Origin of the sequence: Acidaminococcus hominis (genome assembly GCF_900291475.1) — a bacterium.
Lineage (GTDB): Bacteria > Bacillota > Negativicutes > Acidaminococcales > Acidaminococcaceae > Acidaminococcus > Acidaminococcus hominis.
Genome location: NZ_OLMM01000005.1, coordinates 330,736 through 356,420, shown reverse-complemented (window position 1 = coordinate 356,420; position 25,685 = coordinate 330,736). Strand labels below are relative to the sequence as shown.

The 25,685-nt window shown below is 55.4% G+C and carries 17 protein-coding genes; 2 read left to right on the top strand and 15 right to left on the bottom strand.

The window, feature by feature from the left end:
• Positions 1-14: 14 nt before the first annotated feature.
• The 4 genes from C7E10_RS08035 to C7E10_RS08020 all read right to left on the bottom strand — a co-directional run bounded on the left by C7E10_RS08035 (position 15) and on the right by C7E10_RS08020 (position 8,087).
• Positions 15-1,775, bottom strand: coding sequence for an ABC transporter ATP-binding protein/permease (locus C7E10_RS08035; protein ID WP_105326806.1), 1,761 nt, complete (start codon positions 1,773-1,775; stop codon positions 15-17).
• Between the two features lie 226 nt (positions 1,776-2,001).
• Positions 2,002-5,151 (bottom strand): efflux RND transporter permease subunit, encoded by a 3,150-nt coding sequence (locus tag C7E10_RS08030; RefSeq protein WP_105326805.1) that lies wholly within the window; start codon positions 5,149-5,151, stop codon positions 2,002-2,004.
• Between the two features lie 17 nt (positions 5,152-5,168).
• Complete coding sequence (locus C7E10_RS08025) at positions 5,169-6,353, bottom strand: efflux RND transporter periplasmic adaptor subunit (RefSeq protein WP_105326804.1); 1,185 nt, start codon at positions 6,351-6,353, stop codon at positions 5,169-5,171.
• A gap of 105 nt (positions 6,354-6,458) precedes the next feature.
• Positions 6,459-8,087: a YybI family spore inner coat protein gene (locus tag C7E10_RS08020; RefSeq protein WP_370450894.1), complete on the bottom strand. Its 1,629-nt coding sequence runs from the start codon at positions 8,085-8,087 to the stop codon at positions 6,459-6,461.
• Between the two features lie 369 nt (positions 8,088-8,456).
• On the opposite strand from C7E10_RS08020, the gene C7E10_RS08015 reads away from it, so the two are divergent.
• Positions 8,457-9,872, top strand: coding sequence for a D-lactate dehydrogenase (locus C7E10_RS08015; protein ID WP_105326802.1), 1,416 nt, complete (start codon positions 8,457-8,459; stop codon positions 9,870-9,872).
• A gap of 37 nt (positions 9,873-9,909) precedes the next feature.
• Here C7E10_RS08015 and hydE read toward each other — a convergent pair whose 3' ends face one another.
• From hydE to C7E10_RS07960, 11 genes are all read right to left on the bottom strand, one after another.
• Positions 9,910-11,028, bottom strand: a complete 1,119-nt coding sequence (gene hydE / locus C7E10_RS08010) for a [FeFe] hydrogenase H-cluster radical SAM maturase HydE (protein WP_105326801.1) — start codon at positions 11,026-11,028, stop codon at positions 9,910-9,912.
• Positions 11,029-11,055: 27 nt separating this feature from the next.
• The gene (locus tag C7E10_RS08005; protein ID WP_105326800.1) at positions 11,056-12,429 is read right to left on the bottom strand and encodes an MATE family efflux transporter; all 1,374 of its coding nucleotides are present in this window, start codon (positions 12,427-12,429) and stop codon (positions 11,056-11,058) included.
• 152 nt (positions 12,430-12,581) lie between these two features.
• On the bottom strand, positions 12,582-13,889 hold the full coding sequence (locus C7E10_RS08000) for an APC family permease (RefSeq protein WP_105326799.1): 1,308 nt from the start codon (positions 13,887-13,889) through the stop codon (positions 12,582-12,584).
• Between the two features lies 1 nt (position 13,890).
• Positions 13,891-14,625 carry a gamma-glutamyl-gamma-aminobutyrate hydrolase family protein gene (locus tag C7E10_RS07995; protein WP_105326798.1) on the bottom strand — a complete coding sequence of 245 codons (735 nt, stop codon included), beginning with the start codon at positions 14,623-14,625 and terminating at the stop codon, positions 13,891-13,893.
• Between the two features lie 91 nt (positions 14,626-14,716).
• The gene (locus tag C7E10_RS07990) at positions 14,717-17,134 is read right to left on the bottom strand and encodes a homocysteine S-methyltransferase family protein (RefSeq protein WP_105326797.1); all 2,418 of its coding nucleotides are present in this window, start codon (positions 17,132-17,134) and stop codon (positions 14,717-14,719) included.
• Positions 17,131-17,829, bottom strand: a complete 699-nt coding sequence (locus tag C7E10_RS07985; RefSeq protein ID WP_105326796.1) for a vitamin B12 dependent-methionine synthase activation domain-containing protein — start codon at positions 17,827-17,829, stop codon at positions 17,131-17,133. Before C7E10_RS07985 ends, C7E10_RS07990 begins: the two co-directional genes overlap by 4 nt.
• A 12-nt stretch (positions 17,830-17,841) precedes the next feature.
• A complete protein-coding gene (locus tag C7E10_RS07980; protein WP_105326795.1) occupies positions 17,842-18,708 on the bottom strand; it encodes a methylenetetrahydrofolate reductase in 867 nt (288 codons plus the stop codon).
• A gap of 147 nt (positions 18,709-18,855) precedes the next feature.
• A complete protein-coding gene (locus C7E10_RS07975; RefSeq protein WP_105327417.1) occupies positions 18,856-19,407 on the bottom strand; it encodes a phosphoribosyltransferase family protein in 552 nt (183 codons plus the stop codon).
• 398 nt (positions 19,408-19,805) lie between these two features.
• Positions 19,806-20,114: a hypothetical protein gene (locus tag C7E10_RS07970; protein WP_105326794.1), complete on the bottom strand. Its 309-nt coding sequence runs from the start codon at positions 20,112-20,114 to the stop codon at positions 19,806-19,808.
• A 152-nt stretch (positions 20,115-20,266) separates the two neighbouring features.
• Positions 20,267-22,378 carry an RNA degradosome polyphosphate kinase gene (locus tag C7E10_RS07965; RefSeq protein ID WP_105326793.1) on the bottom strand — a complete coding sequence of 704 codons (2,112 nt, stop codon included), beginning with the start codon at positions 22,376-22,378 and terminating at the stop codon, positions 20,267-20,269.
• Complete coding sequence (locus C7E10_RS07960; protein ID WP_105326792.1) at positions 22,375-23,937, bottom strand: Ppx/GppA phosphatase family protein; 1,563 nt, start codon at positions 23,935-23,937, stop codon at positions 22,375-22,377. Before C7E10_RS07960 ends, C7E10_RS07965 begins: the two co-directional genes overlap by 4 nt.
• A 135-nt stretch (positions 23,938-24,072) precedes the next feature.
• On the opposite strand from C7E10_RS07960, the gene C7E10_RS07955 reads away from it, so the two are divergent.
• Complete coding sequence (locus C7E10_RS07955) at positions 24,073-25,683, top strand: Ppx/GppA phosphatase family protein (RefSeq protein ID WP_105326791.1); 1,611 nt, start codon at positions 24,073-24,075, stop codon at positions 25,681-25,683.
• Positions 25,684-25,685: the final 2 nt, after the last annotated feature.

Genomic DNA, 25,685 nt, shown 5'->3' with positions numbered 1-25,685 from the left:
GGTGTTTCCCCCCATCAAAATTCTGCCGTGCGGCAGTCTTGGGCAGCAGGCGCTGCCTGAAGCGTTGCTTCTTTTTTATTTTTATCCAAATGCAGGACCAGCTGGTGGAACTGAAGCAGGGAACTTCTGTGTCCTACACTGATAACGGTGGTATGCGGCAGCTTCTCTGCCAGCAATTGGTACATCCGGGCTTCGGTTTCCTCATCCAGGGCCGAAGTGGATTCATCCATAAACAGCCAGGCCGGCTGGTAGATCAAAATCCGGGCAAAAGCCAGCCGCTGCTGCTCGCCCAAGGAAAAGACGTGGGCCCAGTCCCCTTCTTCCAAAAGGTGCTTGGCCAAATAGCCAATTTGACACTCCGCCAGTACCTGACGCAGGTGGGCGTCGGGCAGGTCCCTGGTGCCGGGATACAGAATGGCATCCCGCAGGGTGCCTAACGGCAAATAGGGGCGCTGGGGAATGAACATGACAGTACTGCCCGGGGGCAAGTCCGTTTCCCCTTTCACAAAGGGCCAGAGACCGGCCAGACAGCGCAGCAGGGTGCTTTTCCCGCTGCCGCTGAGGCCCTGAATCAAAAGGTTTTTCCCCGGCTCCAGGGTCAGATTCAGCCCCTGGAGAATGGGCTGCCCATTGGGCAGGTCCACTTCCAGGTCCTTGATATGGAGCGCTGCATCCGGGGAGCTTCCCTGGACCAGCTGGGAAGCACTGCCCGCCGCCTGCACCAGCTCCATATGGGCCTCAAAACTGGTAAGCCGCTCTACCACGGCCTGCCAGGCGGCCAGGGAAGTATACATATCCACAAAGTAGGACAGGGCATCCTGGACCCGGCCAAAGGCCGTAGCCACCTGCATCAGCCCGCCCAGGGTCAGTTCCCGGCGCAGGAAGCGGGGAATGGCCACCACAAAGGGAAAGATGATGGCAATCTGGGAATACCCGGAATTCAGCCACACCAGCTGCTTCTGCTTCAAAACAATTTTCCAGAAGTTTTCCAGCAGCAGGGTAAAACGGTTTTTGAAGACCCGGCCTTCCTGTTCTTCCCCATGATAGAAAGCTACGCTTTCAGCGTTCTCCCGCATCCGCATCATGCTGAAACGGAAATCTGCCTCCCGGCGCTGCTGGAGGAAATTCAGGGCTACCAGTTTGTGCCCCACCCGGTGGGTCAGCCAGGTGCCTACTACAGCGTAGGCCACGGCCACCCAAACCATATACCCGGGAACCTGCCAGGTCCGGCCCAGCAGCTGGAAGGAAAAGGGTCCGGACAGCTGCCAGAGAATCACCACGAAGGACAGCAGCGTGCACACCGCCTTGATGATGCCTACGAAAAAGCCCAGGGTATCGGTGACGAACAGGTTCACGTCCTCACTGATTCTTTGGTCCGGGTTATCCATATCTTTCCCGAACATTTGCAGCCGGTAATAGGTCTTATTTTGGAGCCAGGCATCAATGTACCGGCCCGTCAGCCACCGGCGCCAGTGCAGAATCAGTACCTGCTGGAGATAATAGGCGTAAACGGCCAAAATAATGTAAATAAAGGCCAAAACGGTAAAACGTTTCAGCTGATGGAAGATTTCTTCCGTCTGATAGTCTTGCAGGGCCGTATAGAAGGCATTGTTCCATTCGTTCAGCAGCACCAGCATAAACACCACACCCAGGGTCAGCAGCAGAATGGCTGCCAGGAGCAGGTAGGCTTTTTTCTTTTCCTCACTGCGCCAATAGCTTCGGGTCAGGTGCCACACCTGTTTGAGCAGATTTGGTGTTACATTTGTTCTTTTCACGTACACTCACCCTTACACTAATCAGAATGGTACCTATTATAAACGTTTCATTCGAAAATTGCAAAGAATTTCTGAATGAATTTGTTAAATATTACATTACCATTCGGATATTTTTTTCATCTGTTAGCCCATTCCGTTCTCCTTGGACTTTCCGGGCTTTGTCCACCAAAAGGCGGAAAATAAAATGCCTCCCCTGCCAGCCGGCAGGAGAGGCATTTTTCATAACTTAAAGCTGATCACTGGGAATTTCATCATCCACAGAGCCAACCGGCGTCTTGGGATGGAAGACCTTTTCAATGGTCAGGAACAATACAGGAACCAGGAACAGGGACAGGAACGTAGAAGCCATCATACCACCGATAATGGCGGTACCAATGGAAGTACGGCTGCCTGCACCTGCGCCGCTGGCGTAGGCCAGAGGCACAGCACCAATAACCGTAGAGAAGGCGGTCATCAGAATAGGACGGAGACGAACCTGTACGGTATCGATCAGGGCGGGCATAATGGCCCAGCCGTTGTCCACTCTCATCTTGGCGTATTCCACAATCAGGATGGCGTTCTTGGCCGACAGACCAATGAGCACGATCAACCCAATCTGCATGTAGATATCGCTCTGCAGGCCCCGCAGGTACTGGAAGCCAACGGCCCCCATTACAGCGGAAGGTACGGCGAAGATGATGCCCAGCGGCAGGGTCCAGCTTTCATACAGGGCGGACAGGCACAGGTAAACGAATACCAGGGAAATCCCGAACATGATGAAGGAGGAGTTGCCGGCGGACTTTTCATCCCGGCTCTGGTCGATCCATTCGTAGGTGTAGCCGGAAGGCAGCTGGCTGTTCAGCACTTCTTCTACAGCGGCCATGGATTGGCCGGTGGAGTAACCGGAAGCAGGAGAACCTGCGATCTTGGCACCCCGGGCACCGTTATACCGGGTAATGGCAGGCGCGGCCACCATTTCCTTGGATTTTACCAACGCGCTCAGGGGAACCAGGTTCCCGGAATTGCTGGCTACGTACAGATTGGCAAAGCTCTTGGTGTCCCCTCTGTATTGGGGTTCTGCCTGGATAACAACCTTCCAGGTCTGGCCCAGCAGGTTAAAGTCGTTGACTTCGTCCCCGCCCAGGAAAGCCTGGAGGGTGGTAAACACGCTGGATACCGGTACGTTCAAGCTTTCTGCTTTGGCCCGGTCTACTTCAAACTGCAGGGCCGGGGTATTGTTGGTGAACGTGGTGTACATATGGGACACTTCCGGGCGCTGGTTCAGCTTGCCCAGGATGGTCTGCACATCGCTGGCCATTACATCCGTATCATGGCCGGTGGTGTCCATAATGTACAGGCTCAGGTTACCTGTACTGGACATGCCGGGCAGTACGGCTTCGTTAAAGGCCATAACGTTGGCAGCAGGGGTTTTGGCACCTACGCCGTTCAGTTTATTGATGATGGAGTAAACGCTCAGATCATCGGTGGTCCGGTTCTGGATATCTTCCAGTTTTACGGGCATGATGGCGGCGTTGGACTTCCGGGCCATGGACAGGGCATCAAAGCCCACAATCTGCATGACATGCTTTACACCGGGAATCTGCCGTACCTGGGCAGCCAAATCATTGGTGGCCTTGATGGTCCGGGCAGTGGAGGCGGCTTCCGGCAGGGTTGCCGTCATCAGGGTAAAGCTCTGGTCTTCATCCGGTACGAACCCGGAAGGAATCAGTTTGAAGAAAGCACCGATCAGTACGAAGACCACCAGCAGAGCACACAGGCCTACCCGGAAATGGCGCAGCAGGCGTTTTACGTTGTTCACGTATTTGCCCGTGGTCCGTTCCAGCCACCGGTTGAAGTAGCCAAACATCTTGCCCAGGAAGGTGTTCTTGTCCGTTTCCTTCTTGGGACGGATCACCAGGGCGCACACAGCCGGGCTCAGGGACATGGCTACCACAGCGGAAATGGTCAGCGCCACGGTAATGGTCAGGGCGAACTGTTTGTACAGTACGCCGGTGGTGCCGCCCAGGAAGGCTACCGGCAGGAATACGGCCAGCAGCACGAAGGCGGTGGCCACAATGGCCCCAGATACGTCCCGCATGGCGGTGTAGGTGGCTTCCTTAGGGCTCATCCCCAGGGCATCCACGTTATGTTCTACAGCTTCCACCACTACGATGGCATCATCTACTACGATACCGATGGCCAGCACCAAGGCAAATAGGGTCAGGGTATTGATACTGAAACCAAAGATGATGAAGGAACCGAAGGTACCCAATAGGGATACGGGGATGGCCAGGGTGGGCACCAGGGTAGCCCGCCAGCTTTGCAGGAATACCCAGGTAATCAGTACTACCAGTACCAGGGTTTCTACCAGGGTGATAACCACTTCTTTCAGGGATTCACGTACATAGTCCGTGTTATCCTGCACAATGTTTAATTCCATATCCGGCGGGAAGCTCTTTTGGGCTTCGGCCAGCACTTTTCTGACGCCAGCCACGGTTTCCAGGGCGTTGGCATCGGTGTTCAGGCTGATGGCATAGGACATGGCGTTCATGCCATCCATCTTACTGACGACACTGTCGTCACGGGGACCAAACTCTACCCGGGCTACATCTTTTACCCGGAGCAGGTTGCCGTTATTATTTTTGATAACGATGTTCTTGAATTCGTCCGCGGTGGTCAGACGGCCTTTAACCCGGGCAGAATACTGGAATTCCTGGTCCTTTTCCGTAGGCCGGGCACCAATGGAACCTGCCGGGGCCTGGATGTTCTGACTTTGGATGGCGGACTGGACATCCGCTGCGGTTACCCCCAGCTGCGCCATCTTCATAGGATCCAACCAAATTCTCATGGACAGTTCCGGGCCGTACTCGCTGACGTCGGAAACGCCCTTGACTCTCTTTAAGGCATCCACGAACTGGGTGGCACCATAGGTTTTCAAGAACATGGTGTCATAGGTCCCGTTAGGGGAAGTCAAAGAGAAATACATGATGGTCTGGGCGGACTGTTTTCTGGTGGTAACACCATAGGTGGTTACTTCGCTGGGCAGGGACGCATTGGCCTGGGCCACACGGTTCTGCACCTTAACGGAGTCCATATCCGGGTCCGTTCCCAATTCAAACTTTACGTTCAGGGTGTAGTTACCCTGGTTATCGCTGACCGACTGCATGTCGACCATGTTTTCAACGCCGTTGACCTTCTTTTCAATGGCCTGGGCTACCGACTGTTCCACAACCTCCGCGTTGGCGCCTACGTAGTTGGCCACTACGCTGATACGCGGGTTGGAGATCTGGGGATACTGGGCGATAGGCAGGTTATAGGCCGAAATAATGCCGATCAGGGCGATGATAATGGAAATAACGCAGGCGAATACGGGGTGATCAATAAAATATTTTGCCACTTTCCTTTACCTCCCCCTTATTTTGCGCTGCTGTTGGATGCTTTACTGCCTGCAGCAGTTGAATTGTCTGTATCGGTGGTATCCAGGTCAGCTTCCGTCATAGGCGTGGGATTTACCTTGGCGCCCTGCTGCAGCTTCTGAATGCCTTCTACTACGATGTTTTCGGTACCGTCCAAGCCGCTCTTAACCAGCCACAGCTTGCCGACCCGTGCGCCCAGCTGCACTTCCTTCATGCTTACCGTATTGTCGGAGTTGATGACGTACACAAAGTGCTTGTACATTACGTCCGTTACGGCCCGCTGAGGAATCAGGATGGCGTTGGGAACGGTGGAGCCCACCAGGGAAATGTTGGCGAACATCCCCGGCAGCAGCAGGTTGTTGGGGTTGTTGAATTCAGCCTTCAGGGTCAGGGTACCGGTGGTATCGCTGACGCCCCGGTCAACCTGGCTGACCACGCCTTTTTCCGGATAGACCGTACCGTCACTTAGGGTCAGGGTCACATCCGTCAGGTTGCCTGCGTTGTTCAGGTTGCCCTTCATCATATCCAGGTAGTCACTTTCCGAAACGGAGAAGCGCACCCACATGGGGTTGCTGCTGGAAATGGTGGTGAGCACCGTAGAGCTGGCCGTTACGAAAGCACCTTCCGCCAGCGGATTGGTATCAATCTTGCCGGAGAAGGGAGCCACAATCTGGGTATCGCTGACATCTACCTGGGAAGATGCCAGGATGGCCTGTTGGGCGTTTACATTGGCCTGGGCCTGGGCCAGCGCCGTGTTGTACTGGTCAGCCGTCTGCTTGGAAACGGCGCCCTGTTCGTACAAGGTCTGGTACCGGTAGGCATCCTTTTCCGCATTGCTTAGGGTTGCCTGGGCGTTGGCCAAGTTGGCCTGGGCATTCAGCACGGAGTTTTGGTAGGTTCTGGGATCGATAACGTACAGCAGCTGTCCTGCCTGCACTTCGTCCCCGCCGTTGACCAGTTTCTGCACAATAGTGCCGGTAACTTTGGATTTTACTTCCACCGCGTTCTTTGCTTCCACAAAGCCGGTGTACTCATACTTGATGGGAGTATCCCGCTTGATGACCTGCATGGACTTTACGTCCACGGCTCCACCCATAGGTGCTGTCTTTTGGCCGCAGCCGGCGACGCCCAATAACAGCAGGAGCGCCATCCCCACGGATACCGCTTTTTTCTTTCCTAACATGAACAATCCTCCTAAATCCTGCCCTCTTCGGCAAATTGCATTCTATGGAATACTTATAGAAAACCTTGTATATTATATCTTATGCAATTTCTAGATTCAAATCTGTTAATTGCCGTTTTTCTCCTTATTTTCACTGATTTTCCCTAGTTTTTTCACGGATCCTTCATTTGACTGGCTAGTCAAAAATTCTTCTCCGATACGATTTTTTGCCAGAAAAGGCAGCACCTTTTCCTCGGGGATATCCAGTTCTTTCCGGTTCCCATCCAGGAGCCCCAACACGCTGCCATCGTAATAGTAGCCGGTCAGCGTATCCTCGGTGATTGCAATGCCCTTGGCCTGGCCTTCCTTCTTCACCATATTCCAGAAGCCGTACCAGGGCCGCACCAGTTCCTTTAAGGGAATTTCCTCTCCGGTGGTCAAGTTGAAGTTGAAGCTGCGGCTGATGACCTGGCTCCGGTCCCGGTCGGACAGCAGCCCCAGCAGCATGACACTGGCATATTTGCGGCCCGTATACTTCACCTCGTAGGTCAGGTTCAGCCGGGTGCCGAACACCGCTTCCCGCAGCCGGTCCCGGACAAAGGTTTCTATTTTATTGTTGATGCGCCAGGCAATCTTGCCGTCCAGTTTCTGGAAATGGGGATATTCTACCTCCCCAGTGTCCGTGCCCACCTTCAGATCTGTGATTTCGTAGCCGCCGGTACCGGTAATCTTATCGGTATTTTCGTAGGCCGGTTTGGCGTAAAGTTCCGCCCGGAAGCTGACGTTCCAGGGCTGCCACACCCCGGCCCGGTAACCCCAGACCGTGCGCACAGTGCCCAGGGGCTGGTCGCTGTCCACGCCCATCACCTTCTGGAGGGTTACCAGTTCGTCCACCCCGTCCCCGTCCACATCCAGGGTGCTCAGCTGGCTGATATTCTGGAGCAGGGGCCGCAGGCCGGAGCTTTTCAGGGAGCCGTCCGCCCCGTACACGTTCAGGCTCCGGTAGGCATCCTTTTGGGAGGCCAGGTCCAGTTCCACGTCCTGGGTCAGATTGGGAAAACTGAGCCGCACCTTATAATCCGGCAGATAGGTGCCCACCATGGTCACTCCCCGGTTGTCTGCTGCGGTAAACACTTCTTCCGGCTTGGTGCCGCTAAAGTCCAGGATCCGGTATTCCACCGTCTCCCCAGGACCGCCGCTGGGAGCCGCAATAATGACGTCGGGCCAGCCGGTACCCGTTACGTCCGACAGGGTCAGGTAGGCATTGTAGCCCCCCAGATCCTGGGGACGGATATAATATTTCACCTTGGTGGAATCCAGGTCCCGGACAATCACGTACATATTTCCCATGTAGCTGGATTTGTCCACCACCGGATCCCCCATCAGGTCCACCACTTCTTCCACGCCGTCCCCGTCCACATCGCCAATGGCTTCACTGACCAGCTGCCCATGCTGGATGACAAAGTTTACCTCCCGGACTTTCCGGATAGGTTCCGTTTTTACAGGAACATTGCTGGGCATAGTTCTTTTTTGAGTGGCAGAATCCCCTTCTGTCCCGGTCTTTTCCTGACTGCCAGCCTTTTGTCCAGCAGCAGGCTGCTTCTGGCTTTCCGGACTGACGGCGGCTTCCGCCTGCCTCTTTTCTCCGGCCGCAGGCTGCTGGGCTGCAGCAGAGCCCGGCACCCAGGTCAGGCTCAAGCTGCCCAAAAGGGCCAGGCCCAGCCACAGGTTTCTCTTTTTTCTCTGGGTTAGCATATCGTTCACCAACGTCCTTTCCTGGCAAAATTTCACACATTTACTGTCTTATCATACCATGACCGGTTAGTCACAGACAATCCATAGAATTTTCTTATTGGAACAATGCCGGGACTGTACGGACAGCAAAAAAAGAAAGAACCTCCGGGGAGGTTCCTGGCTGATTTACGGCAGATCCTGTAAGGCTGCCTTTTCATTATACCACAGGCCGGCCAACCCGGCCAGCCGCTGTGGTCTATAACGAACGGTTATAGACCTATAGAAAATAGTTAGCGAATTCTTTTGATTTTTTTGTCAATTACTTGTATATCAAATAGAAATTGATTATACTAAACTCACCTGTGTTAAACAAAGGGGAGGTTTCCAGTTATGATTCAATATCAACCAATCACTCCGGAGATTCTTGCGCAGCTGCGTGAGATTTCCGGCAACCGCGTTATTGTAGGAGAAGACATCAATCCTGATTATGCCCATGATGATATGCCCATTTACGGCATCGGTATGCCCGAAGCCACCATTGATGTGCTGAGCACGGAAGAAATTTCCGCCATCATGAAGCTCTGCAACGCCAACCACATCCCGGTTACCGTCCGGGGCGCCGGCACCGGCCTGGTAGGCGGCTGCACGCCGGTCCAGCAGGGCCTGGTGCTGTGCACCACCCGGATGAAGCAGATTCTGGGCTACGACGAAGAAAATATGAACGTACGGGTACAGCCCGGGGTACTGCTGGATGAACTGTCCAAGGACGCCCTGGCCCACGGTATATTCTATCCTCCGGATCCAGGCGAAAAGTTTGCCACCCTGGGCGGCAACGTTTCCACCAACGCCGGCGGCATGAGAGCCGTAAAATACGGTACCACCCGGAACTATGTCCAAGCCATGACGGTGGTTCTGCCCACCGGGGAAATCCTGCACCTGGGCAGCCCGGTTTCCAAAACGTCTTCCGGCTACAGCCTGCTGAACCTGATGGTGGGCTCCGAAGGCACCCTGGGCATCATTACGGAGCTGACCCTGAAGCTGATTGCTCCGCCCAAGGCCCACACCACCCTGATTGTTCCTTTTGCTGAGCTGGCGGACGGCATCGGTGCCGTACCGGCCATCAAACGGTCCGCCCTGAATCCCCAGACCCTGGAATTCTTTGAAAAGGAAATTCTGGAATCTTCCGAAGCCTACCTGGGCAAATCCGTTTTCCCCAAGGAAGTGGAAGGCCAGGCAGTGGGTGCTTACCTGCTGGTTACCCTGGACGCCGCCAGCAACGACCAGTTGGACGAACTGGTGGAACAGGGAGCTGAAATGATGCTGGAAGCCGGTGCCCTGGACGTACTGGTAGCCGACACCCCCATGTTCCTAGAAAAGACCTGGGCAGCCCGTTCTTCCTTCCTGGAAGGCATTGAAGAACAGTTCAGCCTGCTGGACGAATGCGACGTGGTAGTTCCCATTTCCAAGATTCCGGATTTTGTGCTGTACATCAAGGAAATCCAAAAGGACTTCCCCTTTGAAGTGAAGATGTTCGGCCATGCCGGGGACGGCAACCTGCACATCTACACCTGCGCCAACGATATGCCCCTGGAACAGTTCCGGCCGGCGGTTGACCAATTCATGCACCTCTTGTACGCCAAATGCACCGAGCTGGGCGGCCAGATTTCCGGGGAACACGGCATTGGTTTCGGCAAGGTCCAATACCTGGCGGAATCCCTGGGAGATACTTCCATGCGCCTGATGCAGGGCATCAAGGAAGTCTTTGACCCCAACCTGATCCTGAACCCCAACAAGGTCTGCTTCTAAACCCCAAAACGTCTTAAAATAGCAAAAGAGCTGCCCGCTAAAGCGCGGCAGCTCTTTTGTCTTTATGTTCATGGTAAAAATGGGGAGAATCGCCCCATTCCCCGAAGCCTACCCGGTCTCCCACGGACGCCACCCGGCCGCTGAGGCAGTTCCGGCACTGGTCCGGAGAATCCTCCACGCAGGGTTTGTTGTCGTAGAGCAGGTATTGGGGCCGGTATTCCGGCACCGTCACAATGGGCATCAGGATATTGGCCCCGGCCTTGAGCCCCAGCTCCCGGCCCAAAGGATGGAGGGCCTGGAGGGCAGTGGTGGCGGCGATATTTACATCCCGCAGCAGCAGCCGGGTAGCCGCAATCATATTGAGGCCCCAAAGGAACCGGCGCTGCTGGGCTTCCTTGCTGTTTTCCCCGGCAGCCATAACCTGCTTGCCCAAGGGAGTTTCATGGTGGACCACGTAGGGCCCCATGCCAATCATATCAATGTCCATATCCCGGAAGAACAGAATATCGTCCGCCAAATCGTCGGTGGTTTGGCCGGGAAGACCAATCATCACCCCGGTACCCACCTGATAGCCGATATCCCGGAGAACTTCCAGGCAATGCTTCCGGACGCTCCACTCATGGTGCCCGTCCTGGGGATGCAGGGTGGCGTACAGCCGGGGATTGCTGGTTTCAATCCGCAGCAGGTACCGGTGGGCGCCGGCCTCAAACCAGCGCTGATACGTTTCCGGGGACTGCTCCCCTACGCACAGGGTCAGCCCCAGTTCTCCGTGGGACAGGTCCTTGATGGCATGAATCAGGTCTTCCACCTCTTTGGTAAATTCCTCATCCTGCCGCTCTCCGGATTGGAGAGTCAGAGAGCCGTACCGGTTGTCGTAAGCCCATTTGGCCATGGCCAGGATATCCTCCCGGCTGGTGGTGAACCGCTCCACCTGGGTGTTGTCCCGGCGGATGCCGCAGTACAGGCAATTTTTGATGCATTGGTTGGAAAACTCCAAAAGCCCCCGATAATAGGCCACCCGGCCCACTTCTTTGGCTTTCACTGCATAGGCCGCATTGTACAGGGCCTGGCGCTCCTGGGGTTCCAGGGTGCCAATCAGGGCACTAAGGTCTGCCCGGTCCAGGCTGGGTTTCTTCAAAATCTTTGCAACGGTCATACTTTTCCTTTCGTGTAAACAGCAAACTTAAATCAATTTATGTTTCAAATAGGTACCTTTGAGATAACGGGGCACGTAAATCAGGGCCCGGATCACCCAGTCCAGGAACATGGAAATCCACGCCCCGAACATGCCGGTGCCGCAGTAGGTGCAGAGCACATAGGCGCCGCCCACCCGCATGAGCATCATGCTGGCCACGCCCACCACCATGGCAAAGCGGGCATCTCCTGCCGCCCGGAAGGTTACCGGAAGGGTAAAGGCAAAGGGCCAGATCAGGGTTTCCAGGGTGCCGTGCCAGAACATGATTTCCCATACCAGGTCCATGGTTTCCTTGGGGAACTGGTAGATAAAGAGAATCAGGGGCCAGGCCGCAAAGCTCAAAAGGCTGGTGCCCAGGTTTGTCATCATAATAAGACAAATTATCTTCCGTGTAAAGTACTTGCTTTGGGGAACGTCCCCGGCCCCCAGGCAGCGGGCCACCACAGTGGTCATGCCGGCGTTCATGGCAATCCCCGGCAGTACCTGAAAGTTGGTAAACACGGTGCCTACGGCGTTGGCCGTAATGGCGTTCAGGCCAAAGGTGGTGACAATGCTGACCACCACCACTTTCCCCAGCTGGAACAGCCCGTTTTCCACGCTGAAGGGAATGCCCACCCGGAGCATCCGGCGAATCAGGTCCCAATTGGGCCGCACCTTGAGCAGCGGCGGCAAAGTCAGGGAAAACTTGGCGTGGGTGGCCCCGTACAGCACCACAAATACCGACAGGATTCGGCTGATTACGGTGGACAAAGCCGTCCCTGCCACGCCCCAACCCAGTATATAAATAGCCGTATAGTTCCCAAACACGTTGAAAATATCGGAACCTAGCACAATGAGCATGGGAAACTTGGTATTGCCGGCGGTCCGGAAAACAGAACTGCCTGCCTGGAACAGGGCCACAAAGGGAATGGACAGCCCGATAACCTTGAGATAGGAGTCCGCACTGGAGAGTACCTCCGGGTCACTGCTGCCGTAGAGCTTGTACAGGATCAGAGGCCGGCAGGCGTAGAACAGGGCCATGAGCCCCAGGGAAATGGCTCCCACCAGCCATACCAGCTGCCGCCCAGCCTCTTTGGCCCGCTCCGGTTCCCGGTGGCCCAGGTATTGGCCCATAATGACGGCGCCGCCGGTAGCCAGGGCCACAAAGACCATAATCAGCAGCAGCATAATATTATCAATCAAAGAAATCCCGGATACGGCGGCCTGCCCCAAGGCCGCTGCCATCAAGGAATCCGTAAAACCGGCCAGCACCACCAGGAGCTGCTCCAAGACCAGCGGCAGGAACAGGTGCAGCAGGCTCTGGTTGTCAAACAGCAGCTTGTGCCCCTTAGGGGGTGCCAGCAATTTTTTCACCAAACCCATACTTTTCCTCCCTGCAAAAAAAATAAGCATATCAAAAGGCTCTGCCCAACTGGGCAGAGCCTTCCGTTTTACCGAAAGCAAGGGTGTGTAAAAACGAGTTTTACACACCCACTTTCTTACATTGTATCGGGTAATTCCCAAAAGAGCAAGTCTTACTCTTCCTTTTGCTCCGGAATCAGGCCCATTTTCTTCTTTTTGGCATAGACGAAGTAGTAGGGCAGGATTACCAGGCAGCCGCCCAGACCCCAAACCAGCTGCATGGGTTTGGCGTTGGAAAGCATCCACAGGCTGGTCACCAGGGCCACTACAGGAATCAAGATACCCCCAGGAATGGTATAGCTCCGTTCCCGGTCGGCCCATTTCTTCCGGAATACGATAACGGCCAAAGCCGTAGGCAGGTACTGGGTGAAACGGGATACGGCGGAAATGGCCGCCAGGGTGGTAAAACTGCCGCTCCAGGCCAGCAGGATGCTGCAAACCGCAATGAAGATACTGGCTACGTACGGGGTACCCCAGGGAGTCCGTTTGCTCAGGGCTTCCGGCAGCATGCCGTCTTCAGCCAGGGCCGTGCAGGCCCGGGGAGCGATGAAGGATTCCGCCATGTTGATGCCGCCCATGGACAGCAGGGTCCCGATCAGGATAAAGTAGGAACCCACAGGTCCCAGGATTTTCCCAAAGGCGTCCTGGATAGGAGCCTTATCCGTGGCCAGGCTGGGTCCCAGGATACCGATAGAAATGCCCAGTACCAGCATATAGATAACCGTTACGATAATCATGGTCAGGATAATGGCCCGGGGCAGGTTCTTTTTGGGATCTTTGAAGTCTTCAGCCCCTACAGCAATGGCTTCAAAACCAGTGTAGGCAAAGAACAGGGTAATGGCCGCATTGGCAAAGGCCCCTTCTTCCACGTGAGCCGGGACAAAAGGCGTGAAATTGGCGCCGTTGATGAAGAAAATACCAATGGCAATAAACGCAATTAAGGGCACCAATTTGGAAATGGTCATAATATCGTTCAGAATTTTGGAAGTCTTGACGCCGGCAATGTTCAGGGCGCTGAGGCCGCCAATCAGAATAGCTGCAATGGCATTTTTGGCAAAGTTCCCGGAAACCGCAGGGAACGCAGCCCCCAAGGCAGTGGCAAAGCCTACGGCCATGGTGGACCAGGCAATGATGGTGACCACCAGTTTCAAAACGCCCACCTCGTAGCCCCAGAAGTCGCCGAAAGCGGCTTTGGCATACAGATACGGACCGCCGTTGCGGGTAAAGAAGCCGGAAGCCTCTGCAAAGCACAGGGCCAGGCAGCCAGCCAGAAAGGCGTCAAACAGCAGGATGCCCAAGCTGGCGGGCCCCATCAGGGCGTAGGCCCGGTTTGGCAGCAGGAAAATCCCGGTGCCGATGATTCCGTTGATGCCCAGCAGCACAATGCTGGACAGACCGAATTTTACTTTTTTGTCTTCCATGTTAGTTGTTCCCCTCTGCAGCATGAATAAAATCAGCAAACAATTTCTTGGCATCCCCATTGTTGATGGACATCATTTCCGGATGGAACTGGTACAGCATCAGGTAGGGATACTCCGTGCCTTCCATCGCTTCCACTGTGCCGTCCTTGGCCCGGGCCGTTACGGTAAGGCCCTTGCCCACCGCGTGAACGGTCTGATGATGGTGGGAATTGGTGACCCACTCCGTTTTTCCCAGGATACGGCTTAGCCGGCTGCCTTCGGCAATTTCCACGGTGTGGGTAGCCGTAGCCGGGTCCTGGTTCTGGGAATGTTTTACGTAGGAATTCTTGTCCAGGCTCAGGTCCTGGTACAGGGTGCCGCCCAGGGCCACGTTCACAATTTGCAGGCCCCGGCAGATGCCCACCACGGGAATGCCCCGCTTTTGGGCTTCCTGAAACAGCAGTTGGTCAAAGGTGTCCCGTTCCGGCCACACCGGACCAATCTGCCGGCAGGGTTCTTCCCCGTAGTTTAGGGGGTACACATCCTGGCCGCCGCTAAAAAGTACGCCGTCCACCCGGGCCACCATTTCGGCCACCGCTTCTGCGTCCTGGGTAAAGGGCAGGATTACAGGCACGCCGCCTGCTTCCACTACGGACCGGATGTAGTCATCGTTCACGTAGGCCCGATGGTACCCGGCAAAGGTGCCATGGTCATCCACCATATGGCTGCCGGATACACCAATCAAAGGTCTTTTCATTGTTTTGCATCTTCTTTCTGGTTAGATTTTTTATGCATAAAAGCTGTAAATATGTATTATAGTAACACGGAATGTTATAGCTATCCAACTATTATTTTTTGCCAAACAGGGCATTGGCATAGTGGACGCTGGCCACCGCATTGGCCCCATAAAAGTCGGCCCCGATGCTCTTGGCATACTCTTCCGTCATGACGGCGCCGCCCACCATCACCTTGCAGCCAGGCAGGGCTTTCCGCAGCTGGCGGATGGTTTCTGCCATGGAGCTGACAGTTGTAGTCATTAGGGCGCTAAGCCCCACCAGTTTGGCGCCATTTTCCACGGCAGCCGCCACCACCTTTTCCGGCGGCACGTCCTTGCCCAGGTCGATAACCCGGTAGCCATAGTTTTCCAGAAGCACCTTCACAATATTCTTGCCGATATCGTGGATGTCCCCCTTTACCGTGCATACCACAATGGGTTCCCCGTCTTCGCTGGCGTTCCCGGTCTTCAGGGACTGCTTTAAGATCTCAAAGCCGGCTTTGGCAGCATCTGCGCTGACCAGCAGCTGAGGCAGGAACAGCTTTTTCTTTTCGAACTGCTCTCCCACCACATTCAGGGCAGGAATCATCCATTCGTTGATAATGGACAGGGCGGTCTTGCCGTCCGCCAACAGCTGGTTTACGTCCTTTTCCACCACACTGGGCAGACCCCTGATGATGGCTTCGTCCAGGGCCAGCTCCTGACTGCCGGCGGCTGCTGCCTTCCCGGTGCTTTGGCTTTTGGAGGCCAGGGTCACCTGGGGCAGGTCGGCAAAGTATTCCACATATTTCTTGCAGCCGCTGTCCAAACCGCTTAAAGCCCCGTAGGCGTAGTAGGCCTGCATCATGGCACCGCTGTTGGGATTGATGATACCGGCACTGAGCCCGGCTTCCATAGCCAGAGAGAAGAAGGCACTGTTTACCGCATCCCGGCTGGGCAGCCCAAAGGAAATGTTGGACACCCCCATCACCGTTTTCAGCTGGCGGCTTTTCAGGTTCCGGATTACGGCCAGGGCAATCTGGGCATTTTCCCCGCCGGTACTGATAGTCATGGCCAAAGGATCCAGAAGCATATCCCGGGGCCGGAGGCCGGCCTTTTCCGCCTCCCCGACAATCTTGTCCGCCACCTTTAGGCGCCCTGCGGCAGAGTCTGCAATGCCGTTTTCGTCCAGACACAGCCCCACCAGAGCTGCCCCGTATTTGGCCGCCAGCGGCAGCACTTCTGCCAGATTCTCGGCCTTGCCGTTTACGGAGTTGAGGAGCGGCCGGCCGTTATAGATGCGCAGCCCCCGTTCCATGGCCTCAATATTAGAGGTATCAATCTGCAAGGGCACGGAGGTAATGGACTGGAGGGTCACAATCACCCGCTCAATCAGTTCCGGTTCGTTGACCCCGGGGACCCCTACGTTCACGTCCAGGACCTGGGCCCCCTTGTCCAGCTGTTCCAGGGCCAATTGGCATACGTAGTCCATATTTCCGCTTTTCAGGGCTTCCTTCAGCCGGGGTTTCCCGGTAGGGTTAATCCGTTCCCCGATGATGACGGGCATACCGTCAAAGCCCACGGCACTGCCATAGCCGGCAATGACGCTGGGGGCGCTGTTTCTCCTGGGGGGCAGGGGTAGATCCCGGCAGGCTGCCACCAGCTGGGCAATATGCTGGGGCGTGGTGCCGCAGCAGCCGCCCAAAACAGCTACTCCCAGCTCTGCCACGGGCACCATCAGCGGCGCATAATCCTCCGGCCCAATATGGAATACCGTGTGGCCGTTTTCCTCCACCGGCAGTCCGGCGTTGGGATTCATAACTAACGGAATATCCACGGCCTGCAGGGCCTGGGGCACCAGCTGGATCAGCTGGTCCGGACCCAGGCCGCAGTTAAAGCCCACAGCCGCAGCCCCCAGGGCTTCCGCCGTGGCCAGGGCCGCCGTTACGTCGGCACCGCTTAGGAGCTTCCCATCCTGGTCAAAGGTAAAGGTACACACAAAGGGCAGGTCCGCATTTTCCTTGGCCGCCAGCATGGCCGCCTTGGCTTCGTAGGCATCGCTCATGGTTTCAATCAGGATCAGGTCCGCTCCCGCAGCCGCTCCGGCTTTCACCTGCTGGGCATACAGGGCCACCGCCTCCTCAAAGGGCAGGTCCCCAAAGGGCTGGAGCAGCTTGCCCGTAGGCCCCAGGTCCAGGGCTACAAAGCCTTCCCGGCCTTCCGCCGCAAAAGCAGCCCGGGCATTTTCCACCCCCGCCCGGACCAGTTCTTCCACGTTGGGGGTGCCGTGTTCCGGCCCAAACTTCAGGGCGTTGGCCCCAAAGGTATTGGTCTTTAGAATATCCACCCCAGCCCGGACGTAGGCCCGGTGAATGGCCTGGACCTTTTCCGGGTGAAGCAGGTTCCAGGTTTCCGGCAGTTCCCCCGGTTTAAGACCAGCTTCCTGAAGCATGGTACCCATGGCTCCGTCAAAAAACAAACGCTTCGTATATAATGCTTCCTGAAATTTCATAGTTCCTCCTGACGGAAAGGACAGGTCACGTTGCTGCAGCTGCTGCACTTGCTTTTTTTGCCGCAGGCAGCGGTTTCTTCCCCGCTTTCCTTTCCTGTTTCATCAATGCCAATGACAGCCGTAACCGATTTGGTGGGAGCCATAATGCCCCCGGTGGTAAGGGTCAGGCCAATGGTTTTAGCGCAGTGGAGCAGCCGGAAAATTTTTTCCTGCTCCTCCAGGGCCCAATCCCCATAGCCCGGGGAAAACCGGCTCCGGTAGGTATAGCTGCTGGGCAGCTTACTTTTCCAAACCACTTCCTGGTCGTCACAGTAGGTTTCAATCAGAGCCGCCGCCACAGCCTGGGCTGCAGCCCCCTCGGCAATGCTGCGGACACTGATCCGTCTCAGCCCCGTATCCACCCGAGGCCCCAGGGTAGCCCCAAACAGCAGAAGCGCCGTGCAGCCCGTCAGATGCCGGGCCAGCCCCGAGCTGATAAATTCGGTGCCCCCTTCCAGGACCACCCGTCCCGGCCGGCCTTCTGCTTCCTGGATTACCTGGCAGTTCCATTTCTGGCACACAGAGCGGGGCTGCACCTCGTTGCGCAGCTGCAAAAACGCCCGGTCCACCGTAGCCTGAGCCTGCTGGTCCCCGGGCCGGGCGCCAAAGTAGCGCAGGGCTTCCTTTTCATCAAACCGGATCCGTAACTCCCCCATAGGTTCTCCTTCTTATAACTTGATGATTTCCGACAAATTGTCCCGGATGCCGCCGATGATTTCCGGCTTGTTCATGGTGTAGATGTGGATATTGGTAAACCCATTGGCAATCAGGTCCACAATTTGGCCGATGGCGTAGGCCATCCCTGCCTGTTTCAGGGCTTCCGGATGGTCTGCAAAGCGTTCCACCATAGCCCGGAGGGAAGCCGGCACCGGGGTGCCGCTTAAAGTAAAAATCCGTTCAATCTGCTTTACGTTGGTCACCGGCATAATGCCCGCCACCACTGGCACCTGGATGCCCTTGGCCAGCAGCCGATACATGAAGTTGTAGAACATACTGTTTTCAAAGAACATCTGGGTTACCAGAAAATCACAGCCTGCTTCTACCTTGATTTTCGTATGCTCCAGGTCTTCATCCAGGCTGGCAGCTTCCGGATGGCCTTCCGGATAAGTGGTGCCGCCTACGCAGAAATCCCCGTAGCTTTTGATTTTCCGTACCAGGTCACTGGCGTGGGCATACGCCCCTTCCGGCATGGCGTCCATACCCTGGGGCTTGTCCCCCCGCAGGGCCAGCACGTTTTCCACGTTGACCTGCTTCAGGCTGTCCAGTACCCCTTCAATCCGATCCTCGGTAGCCCCCACACAGGTAAGGTGGGCCAGGGCCGGCACCCCGCAGCGTTCAATTTCTCCTACCAGGGCCACGGACTTGCCCACCGCAGAACCACCGGCGCCGTAGGTCACACTCATATAATCAACGCCATGGTCCGCAATAGTATGAACAATATTCAAAGCATTTTTCAGGTCATTTCCTTTTTTTGGAGGAAACAACTCACAGGATACACAAATCTTAGGACTTTTCAGCAGATCAACAATTTTCAACTTCTTTTCCTCCCTTGTTCCCGAACGATATAATACTACTATTTTATAGTAAAGCCCACCGTTCGTCTAGGAAAAGGTTAAAAAAAACAGAGCAATTCCCAAAAGAACTGCTCTGTTGTATGCTTCTTTACAAATCAATGCCCGGCCTTATTCCGCAGGGAACAATGGCAGGTTGGCCAGCACCGTAATATCTTCCCGGCCAATGGAATCCCCTTCAGCCAAAATGGCTATCTTGCCCACCACTTTGCCGCCAGCATGGTCCACCAGCTCTTCCAGGGCTTTCATGGAGCCCCCGGTGCTGATTACGTCATCTACCAGCAGGACCTTTTTGCCCCGGACCAGATCAATATCTTCGTCCTGGAGGCAGAGGATCTGCTTACCCTGGGTGGTAATGGATTCATCTTCCACCACCAAAGGATGTTCCATATACGCTTTTATGGATTTCCGGGCCACCACATACCGGTCCATTTTCAGGATCCGGGCCATGGCATGGACCAGGGGAATCCCTTTGGTTTCTGCCGCCATCAGGACATCCACGTCGGCCGGCACCTTTTGGGCCAGGGCCTCCGCAGTTTTTTCCACCATTTCCACGTCTCCCAAAATCACAAAGCCGGCAATAGCCAGGGTAGAAGAAATGTTGATTACCGGAAGACGCCGGGTAAGTCCTGCTACCTTTAATTCATAAAAACGATCTGCCACAATACAGCCTCCTTGCTGGTATTTGATTCCCGGGCAAGCCCGGTTTTTCACTGTTTATCTGCTGTTTTCCCCAAGTTTCCACCGGGTTATCCACAAGCTTTATCCACAGTGCCAAACCCCCGCTGTGGATAAAGGCGCCCGCCGCCAGCCCTTTTTCCGGCCCCGTACAGGGCAAAAGGAAAAGTGGCCAAAAGCCGCATACAGCGGGGCTTTTTCCCAAAATCATTCAGGTTTGTTTCCCTTTTTGCAGGTCAATTTCCCTCTGGGAAAACAAACTTTCCCCAGGCTTTATCCACAGCCTGTGAATAAGAGCCCAGGGACTTTTCCACATTTTCCCCAGAAGTTATCCACTGATTCCACAGGCACAGTGCTTATAGTGGATAACTCTGTGGATAAGTTCATAAATCGTTGGTCATACGGGGCGGCATGCTCCATTCCACCAAAACACCTGTATGTACCCACAGACGGGTCAGCACCTGTTCACATTCCTGCCAGCTGTTTTTGGCATCCACCGTTACCGGTCCAAAATGGTAGGTACATTCATCTGTGGGAACTTCCATGGTCTTGGGTTCCGCCAGGAAGTCCCGGACCCGCTGGGCCGCTTCTTCCGCGTCGGGAATGAAGACCGTCATCTCCTTGGTTTCTTCGTTATAATCCAAATAGCCGTAATGGCCTTCGTAGTTAAGTGTTACGCTTTGAATTGCCATAGCTTGTTTCGCACCTCTTTCTATGATGGGGACATTATATCACATTTTTTGGTCAAAAGAATAGAGGTACTGCCCCAGGCGGCCGCTCCAGGCGCTTCTGGCCCAAAAAGAGAGCTGCACCAACGGGGGTGCAGCTCCTGGAAGGTTTCCTGCTATACATTTTCCTTATGGTACATGGGCTTCAGCCGCTGTTCCATGGGCATTTCCTTTTTGGGGGCATTGTCCTTGGCCCGCTTCATCAGGGCCGCCTGCACGCTGATTTTCTGTCTGCCGTGGGGGTAAGCCCGGCGGTAGGTGCCATTGGAGAGCATAACATGGGCCCCTACATTGTCCCTGAGGCACAGGTCCAGGAAGCTCTTGATCCGGTCAATATGGACCCGCCGCTCCACCGGGAACAGCAGTTCCACCCGGTCGTTCAGGTTCCGGGGCATCATATCCGCACTGGACAGGTACAGTTCTTCTTCCCCGCCGTTGGCAAAATAGTACACCCGGCTGTGTTCCAGGAACCGGCCAATAATGGACCGGACGGTGATGTTTTCGCTGACTCCGGGAATCCCCGGTCTCAGGCCGCAGATACCCCGGACAATCAGATCGATTTTCACCCCGGCCTGAGAGGCCTCATAGTACTTCTGGATAATGGGCTGGTCAATCAGGGAGTTCATCTTGGCCACAATGTGGGCTTCTCCCCCTCTTTTGGCCACTGCGATTTCCCGCTCAATCAGTTCATTCATCTTTTCTCTCAGGCCCAGGGGTGCCATCACCAGCTTGTTCATGGCCGGAGGCTCCGAATAGCCGCTGATGACGTTAAAGAAGCTGGAAGCGTCCTGGCCGAATTGGTCATTGGAGGTCAAGAGGCCCAGGTCCGTGTACAGCTTGGCCGTCTTGTCGTTGTAGTTGCCGGTGCCCAGATGGACATACCGCTTGATGCCGTCCGCTTCTTTCCGGACAATCAGGATAATCTTGGAGTGGGTCTTCAGGCCCATGAGTCCGTAGATAACGTGGCAGCCGGCCTGCTCCAGGCGTCTTGCCCAGACAATGTTGTTTTCTTCGTCAAACCGGGCCTTCAGTTCCACCAGGGCCGTAACCTGTTTGCCGTTTTCTGCTGCCCGGGCCAGGGACGCTACCAGGGGCGAATTGCCGCTGACCCGGTACAGGGTTACCTTGATGGCCAGGACCGCCGGGTCCTCTGCCGCCGTGGCCAGGAGTTTTACAATGGGGTCAAAGCTTTCATAGGGGTGGTGGAGCAGGATATCGTGCTCCCGGATTTTGCCAAACAGGTCCTCATAATCCGGCAGTTCTTCCGGCTGCTGGGCCGTATACGGGGAAAATTTCCACTGTTCCATCCCCGGCAGGTCGATGAACTTATTGAGGAAAGTCAGGTCCAGAGGGCCCTTGATTTCGTACACATCGTCCCGGTCCAGTTCCAGGTTCTGCATCAGGAATTTTTGCAGGAACTGGCTGTCCGTGGGGTTGATTTCCAGCCGGACGGCCGCCCCTCTTTTCCGTTTCCGCAGGGACCGTTCGATTTCCTTCATCAGGTCCTGGGTGGCATCTTCTTCCACTTCCAGGTCCGAGTCCCGGGTAATCCGGAAGGGAACCATATCCACAATGGTCAGGCCTTTGAACAGGTCCTGGCAGTGGGCCATGATCAAATCTTCCAGGAACACAAAGCTCCGGGCATTATTTTCTTCTTCCAGGGAAATGAAACGGGGCAATACAGAAGGCACCTGGATAAAGGCAATTCGCTGTTCTCCGTCCTTGTTCTTCAGTTCAATGGCCAGGTTCAGGGAACGGTTGGCCAGGAACGGAAAGGGCCGGGCCGCATCCACCGCCATGGGGGTCAGCACCGGGAACACCATATCCTGGTAATACCGTTCCAGTTCTTCCCGCTGGGCCGGGGTTACATCCTTTACCCGGCGGAACTTGACGGCGTACTTTTCCAGCTCATTGAGCAGGGCAAAAAAGTAGCGGTACTTTAATTTCATTTCGTTGTGGGCCGCCAGGGAAATCTGCCGCAGCTGGTCGGAAACGCTGAGGCCAGCCGCATCCAGCCGTTCGTCCCCGGCTTCCAGCCGGTCAATGAGCCCGGCCACCCGGACCATGAAGAATTCGTCCAGGTTGGAGGCAGAAATGGCCACAAAGCGCAGCCGCTCCAGCAGGGGCAGATTTCTTACCCCAGCCTCCTTCAGTACCCGCAGGTTGAATTTCAGCCAGCTGAGTTCCCGATTGACATAGTATTCCGGTTTATTTAAAGCTGTTATCATTTTCCACTCCCCGCTTTCTCCAGCACCAGGTGCAGTCCAAAGACTTCCTCAAAGAAACTGCCCCTCCGGCTGAACGTCCATTCTTCCAACGCCAAATCTTCCCGGCTTTTTACCGTCACCTTCAGTTCATCCCCCTTGATGGACATGGTGCAGTCTTTGATTTTCTGTTTGCCACTGACGTCCAGGGAATCCGCTGCCCGAAGAATGGCGGCCAGTTTGGCTACCTGGGGCGTAATCTGGGGCGCCAGAGGCAGGATATCCGAGCCCTGGAGCTCCGGCCGGTTCAAGGTGTACAGGTAGGTAATCTGGGCTACAATCCGGCACTGCTCCTCACTAAAGCCCAGAATATCCGCCGTGCTGATCAAATTGTAGTTGTACACATTGTAGTTGCGCAGGGACACGTACTTGCCGATATTGTGCAGGTAGGCTGCCGTCTGCAGCAGCACCTTGTCCACTTGGGTCAGGCCCTGGGACGGAGCCAGTACATCAAACAGCTGGCTGGCCCGTTTTTCCACCCAGGCAGCGTGGGGTGCATCATAGTAGAAGCGGCTGCCCATGCTGCGCACCAGACTCATCTGAAGTTCTTCCATAGCCTGAAGGAAGGGATCCTGCAATTGCCGGGCAATATAGAGAATCTTCATGCCATCAATGAACCGATCCTGGGGCATAATCACCTGCCGGGCCCCGGACAGCTGCATCAGCTGGCGGCACAGGGCGGTAGCCGGCAGGGCCGTTTCCCCTTCTTCCCGGTCCAGCTTAAACAGTTTGTCCAATTGGGCTTCGCTGAGCCGGTGGATCCGCTGGTAAAATTCTTCCACCTGTTCGGCCGTAAAGGAGGGGATTTCATGCCCCCCAGCCGCTTGGGCAAACATATCGAACAGGGACTGGCTTTCCGTACCGGTCAGCACCAGGGTCACAATATCTTCCTTGGCCAGTTCTTCTGCCACGGCCACCAGCCGGGCATGGATATATTCGTTCAGGGCCCGCTCAAAATGACTGCTGGACCGCTCGTTCCGGGTAAACTGTTCCTTCATTCGCACCAGCCCCACATGGAGGTTCTGCTGGAAGCGGATTTCCCGGTTTTTCAGCAGGGTCAGCCCCAGCCCGCCGGAAGAAATATCCGCTAAAAGAATGCCGTCCCGGGGCAAGCTCTGTTCGTCCTCCACCCCAATGGTGCGCACCAGGGAAGCCAGTTTGGTGTAGATTTCCTGGGACATATTCACCACTTCAATCTGGAAGCCCGTCTTGATCTGGACCTGATCCAGGAAGAACTGCTGGTTTTGGGCTTCCCGCACCGCTGTGGTAGCCTGGAGGATATAGTCCGTCACCCCAAAGTCCCGCATCAGCTGCCGGTAGCCCTGGAGAATCTCCACAATCTGCCGGGTAGTGCCAAAAGAGATTTTCCGGGTCTGGAAAGCCTCCTCCCCCAGCCGTACCCGGTGCCGGACCTCATCCACTACCCGGATATCGTTTAATGTTGTATATTCAATAATCTGCATGGTAATATTTTCAGACCCCAAATGGATTACCGCTGCAGAGCGCAGTTTCTTTTTTGTCATATGTCCTCCTCTGCTCTGGCCATACCCCGTTTTTATTACCACCTGGGCCAGCAATCGTGTTATACTTATTTTAGTTTATCACTAATAATTATAGAAAAAAACAGCATTTTTACTCTACAGAAACCGGGGGATCCTATGAAACGAATTGCCATCATCGATGTGGGCTCAAACTCTGCGCGTTTGGTCATTATGGAAGTCCACACCTTTCAGGCCAGCAACCTGATCTACAATCAGAAAGATCCGCTGCGGCTGGCACTAAAAACAGATCGGAATGGCTATCTGACGGAAGAAGCCTTTTCCGCCACCATTACCTGCCTGAAGAACTTTGCCTCCATGTGCCGGGTTTTTCATGTAGATGAAACCATTGCCGTAGCCACTGCTGCCATCCGTAATGCCCCCAACGGGCTGAAGCTGGCCAAGGCAGCTTCAGAAGCTTCCGGCATTTCCCTGGAAATCATTTCCGGGAAAACCGAAGCCTTCCTCAGCTATTTGGGCGTCATCAACACCATTCCTGTGAAGGATGCCCTGGTCTTTGACTTGGGCGGTGCTTCTACAGAAGTGATTTTGGTGAAGGACCGGAAACTGGTGGATTCCATCAGCCTGCCCATTGGCTGCGTCAACCTGACCAAAAACTTCAAGCTGAACAATACGGCGGATCCTGCCGCCCTGAACAAAATGCGCCGGGCCATTGCCGAGCAGATGGAGAAAGCTCCCTGGCTGGCGGGCTGCGGCCTGCCGCTGGTAGGCGTGGGCGGTACGGCCCGTTCCGTAGGGAAGATTGAGCAAAAGCGGGTGAAGTATTTTTCCTCCAAGCTCCACAATTACCAGTACCCTATCCAGGACTTCAAAGAATGGTACAAGACCCTGCCCAACACCACCCTGGCCATGCGGCGCCGAATTCCCGGCCTCAGCAGTGACCGGGCGGATGTGATCATCGCCGGCTCCACCATTATCAAAGCTCTGGCCGACCGGAGCAAAGCCCGGAAGCTAGTAATTTCCGGCTGCGGGCTGCGGGAAGGGCTGTTCTCGGAATACCTGCACCACAATACGGACCGGGCCCTGGTAGATCCGGACATTCTGGAAACCAGCCGGGAAAACCTGCTGCACCTGTACGCCCAGGACGAAGACCACTGCCGGCAGGTAGCCCGGTTTGCCACCAAGCTGTTTACGGGCTGGCAGTCCCTGCACCAGCTGGAGCCTGCCAAATGGCAGCCCCTTTTGGAAACGGCTGCCCTGCTCCACGATATCGGCATTGCCATCAACTACTACAACCATACCCGGCATACCGGCTATCTGATTGAAAACGGCCGGCTCTTTGGTCTGGACCATATGGATGTGGTCTACACCGCCATAATGGCCGCCTGGCACCACGGTATCAACCGGGGGTACCTGCGCAACAAGCCCTACCGGAAATACATCCCAGAAGTGGATATCAAGCGTCTCAGCACCGGTGCCCTGCTGCTGGCCCTGGCAGAATGTCTGGATTATACCCAGACCAGCGCTATTTCGGAGATTGAAACCTCCATTGTCAGCGGTTCGGCCATCCTGACCATTACCGCAGAACAAACGCCGTCAGTGGAACTGCACCAGCTGTCCTTCCTGAGCAAATGGTTCCGCAAATCCATGGGCCTGCCGCTGACCGTAGTGGTCAAGGAAAACGGCACCGCCTCTGGTGAGGAACAGCCTCCCAAGGCCATTCCCTCCGACCTGTCCCTGCTGCCGGCGGATTCTTCCGTAGAACCCTAAGC

What these genes read in the sequence shown, in the direction of transcription:
- C7E10_RS08025 (WP_105326804.1), bottom strand. Translation starts at nt 6,353, where the DNA reads ATGTTAGGAAAGAAAAAAGCGGTATCCGTGGGGATGGCGCTCCTGCTG.
- C7E10_RS08020 (WP_370450894.1), bottom strand. Translation starts at nt 8,087, where the DNA reads ATGCTAACCCAGAGAAAAAAGAGAAACCTGTGGCTGGGCCTGGCCCTT.
- C7E10_RS08015 (WP_105326802.1), top strand. Translation starts at nt 8,457, where the DNA reads ATGATTCAATATCAACCAATCACTCCGGAGATTCTTGCGCAGCTGCGT.
- hydE (WP_105326801.1), bottom strand. Translation starts at nt 11,028, where the DNA reads ATGACCGTTGCAAAGATTTTGAAGAAACCCAGCCTGGACCGGGCAGAC.
- C7E10_RS08005 (WP_105326800.1), bottom strand. Translation starts at nt 12,429, where the DNA reads ATGGGTTTGGTGAAAAAATTGCTGGCACCCCCTAAGGGGCACAAGCTG.
- C7E10_RS08000 (WP_105326799.1), bottom strand. Translation starts at nt 13,889, where the DNA reads ATGGAAGACAAAAAAGTAAAATTCGGTCTGTCCAGCATTGTGCTGCTG.
- C7E10_RS07995 (WP_105326798.1), bottom strand. Translation starts at nt 14,625, where the DNA reads ATGAAAAGACCTTTGATTGGTGTATCCGGCAGCCATATGGTGGATGAC.
- C7E10_RS07990 (WP_105326797.1), bottom strand. Translation starts at nt 17,134, where the DNA reads ATGAAATTTCAGGAAGCATTATATACGAAGCGTTTGTTTTTTGACGGA.
- C7E10_RS07985 (WP_105326796.1), bottom strand. Translation starts at nt 17,829, where the DNA reads ATGGGGGAGTTACGGATCCGGTTTGATGAAAAGGAAGCCCTGCGCTAC.
- C7E10_RS07970 (WP_105326794.1), bottom strand. Translation starts at nt 20,114, where the DNA reads ATGGCAATTCAAAGCGTAACACTTAACTACGAAGGCCATTACGGCTAT.
- C7E10_RS07965 (WP_105326793.1), bottom strand. Translation starts at nt 22,378, where the DNA reads ATGATAACAGCTTTAAATAAACCGGAATACTATGTCAATCGGGAACTC.
- C7E10_RS07960 (WP_105326792.1), bottom strand. Translation starts at nt 23,937, where the DNA reads ATGACAAAAAAGAAACTGCGCTCTGCAGCGGTAATCCATTTGGGGTCT.
- C7E10_RS07955 (WP_105326791.1), top strand. Translation starts at nt 24,073, where the DNA reads ATGAAACGAATTGCCATCATCGATGTGGGCTCAAACTCTGCGCGTTTG.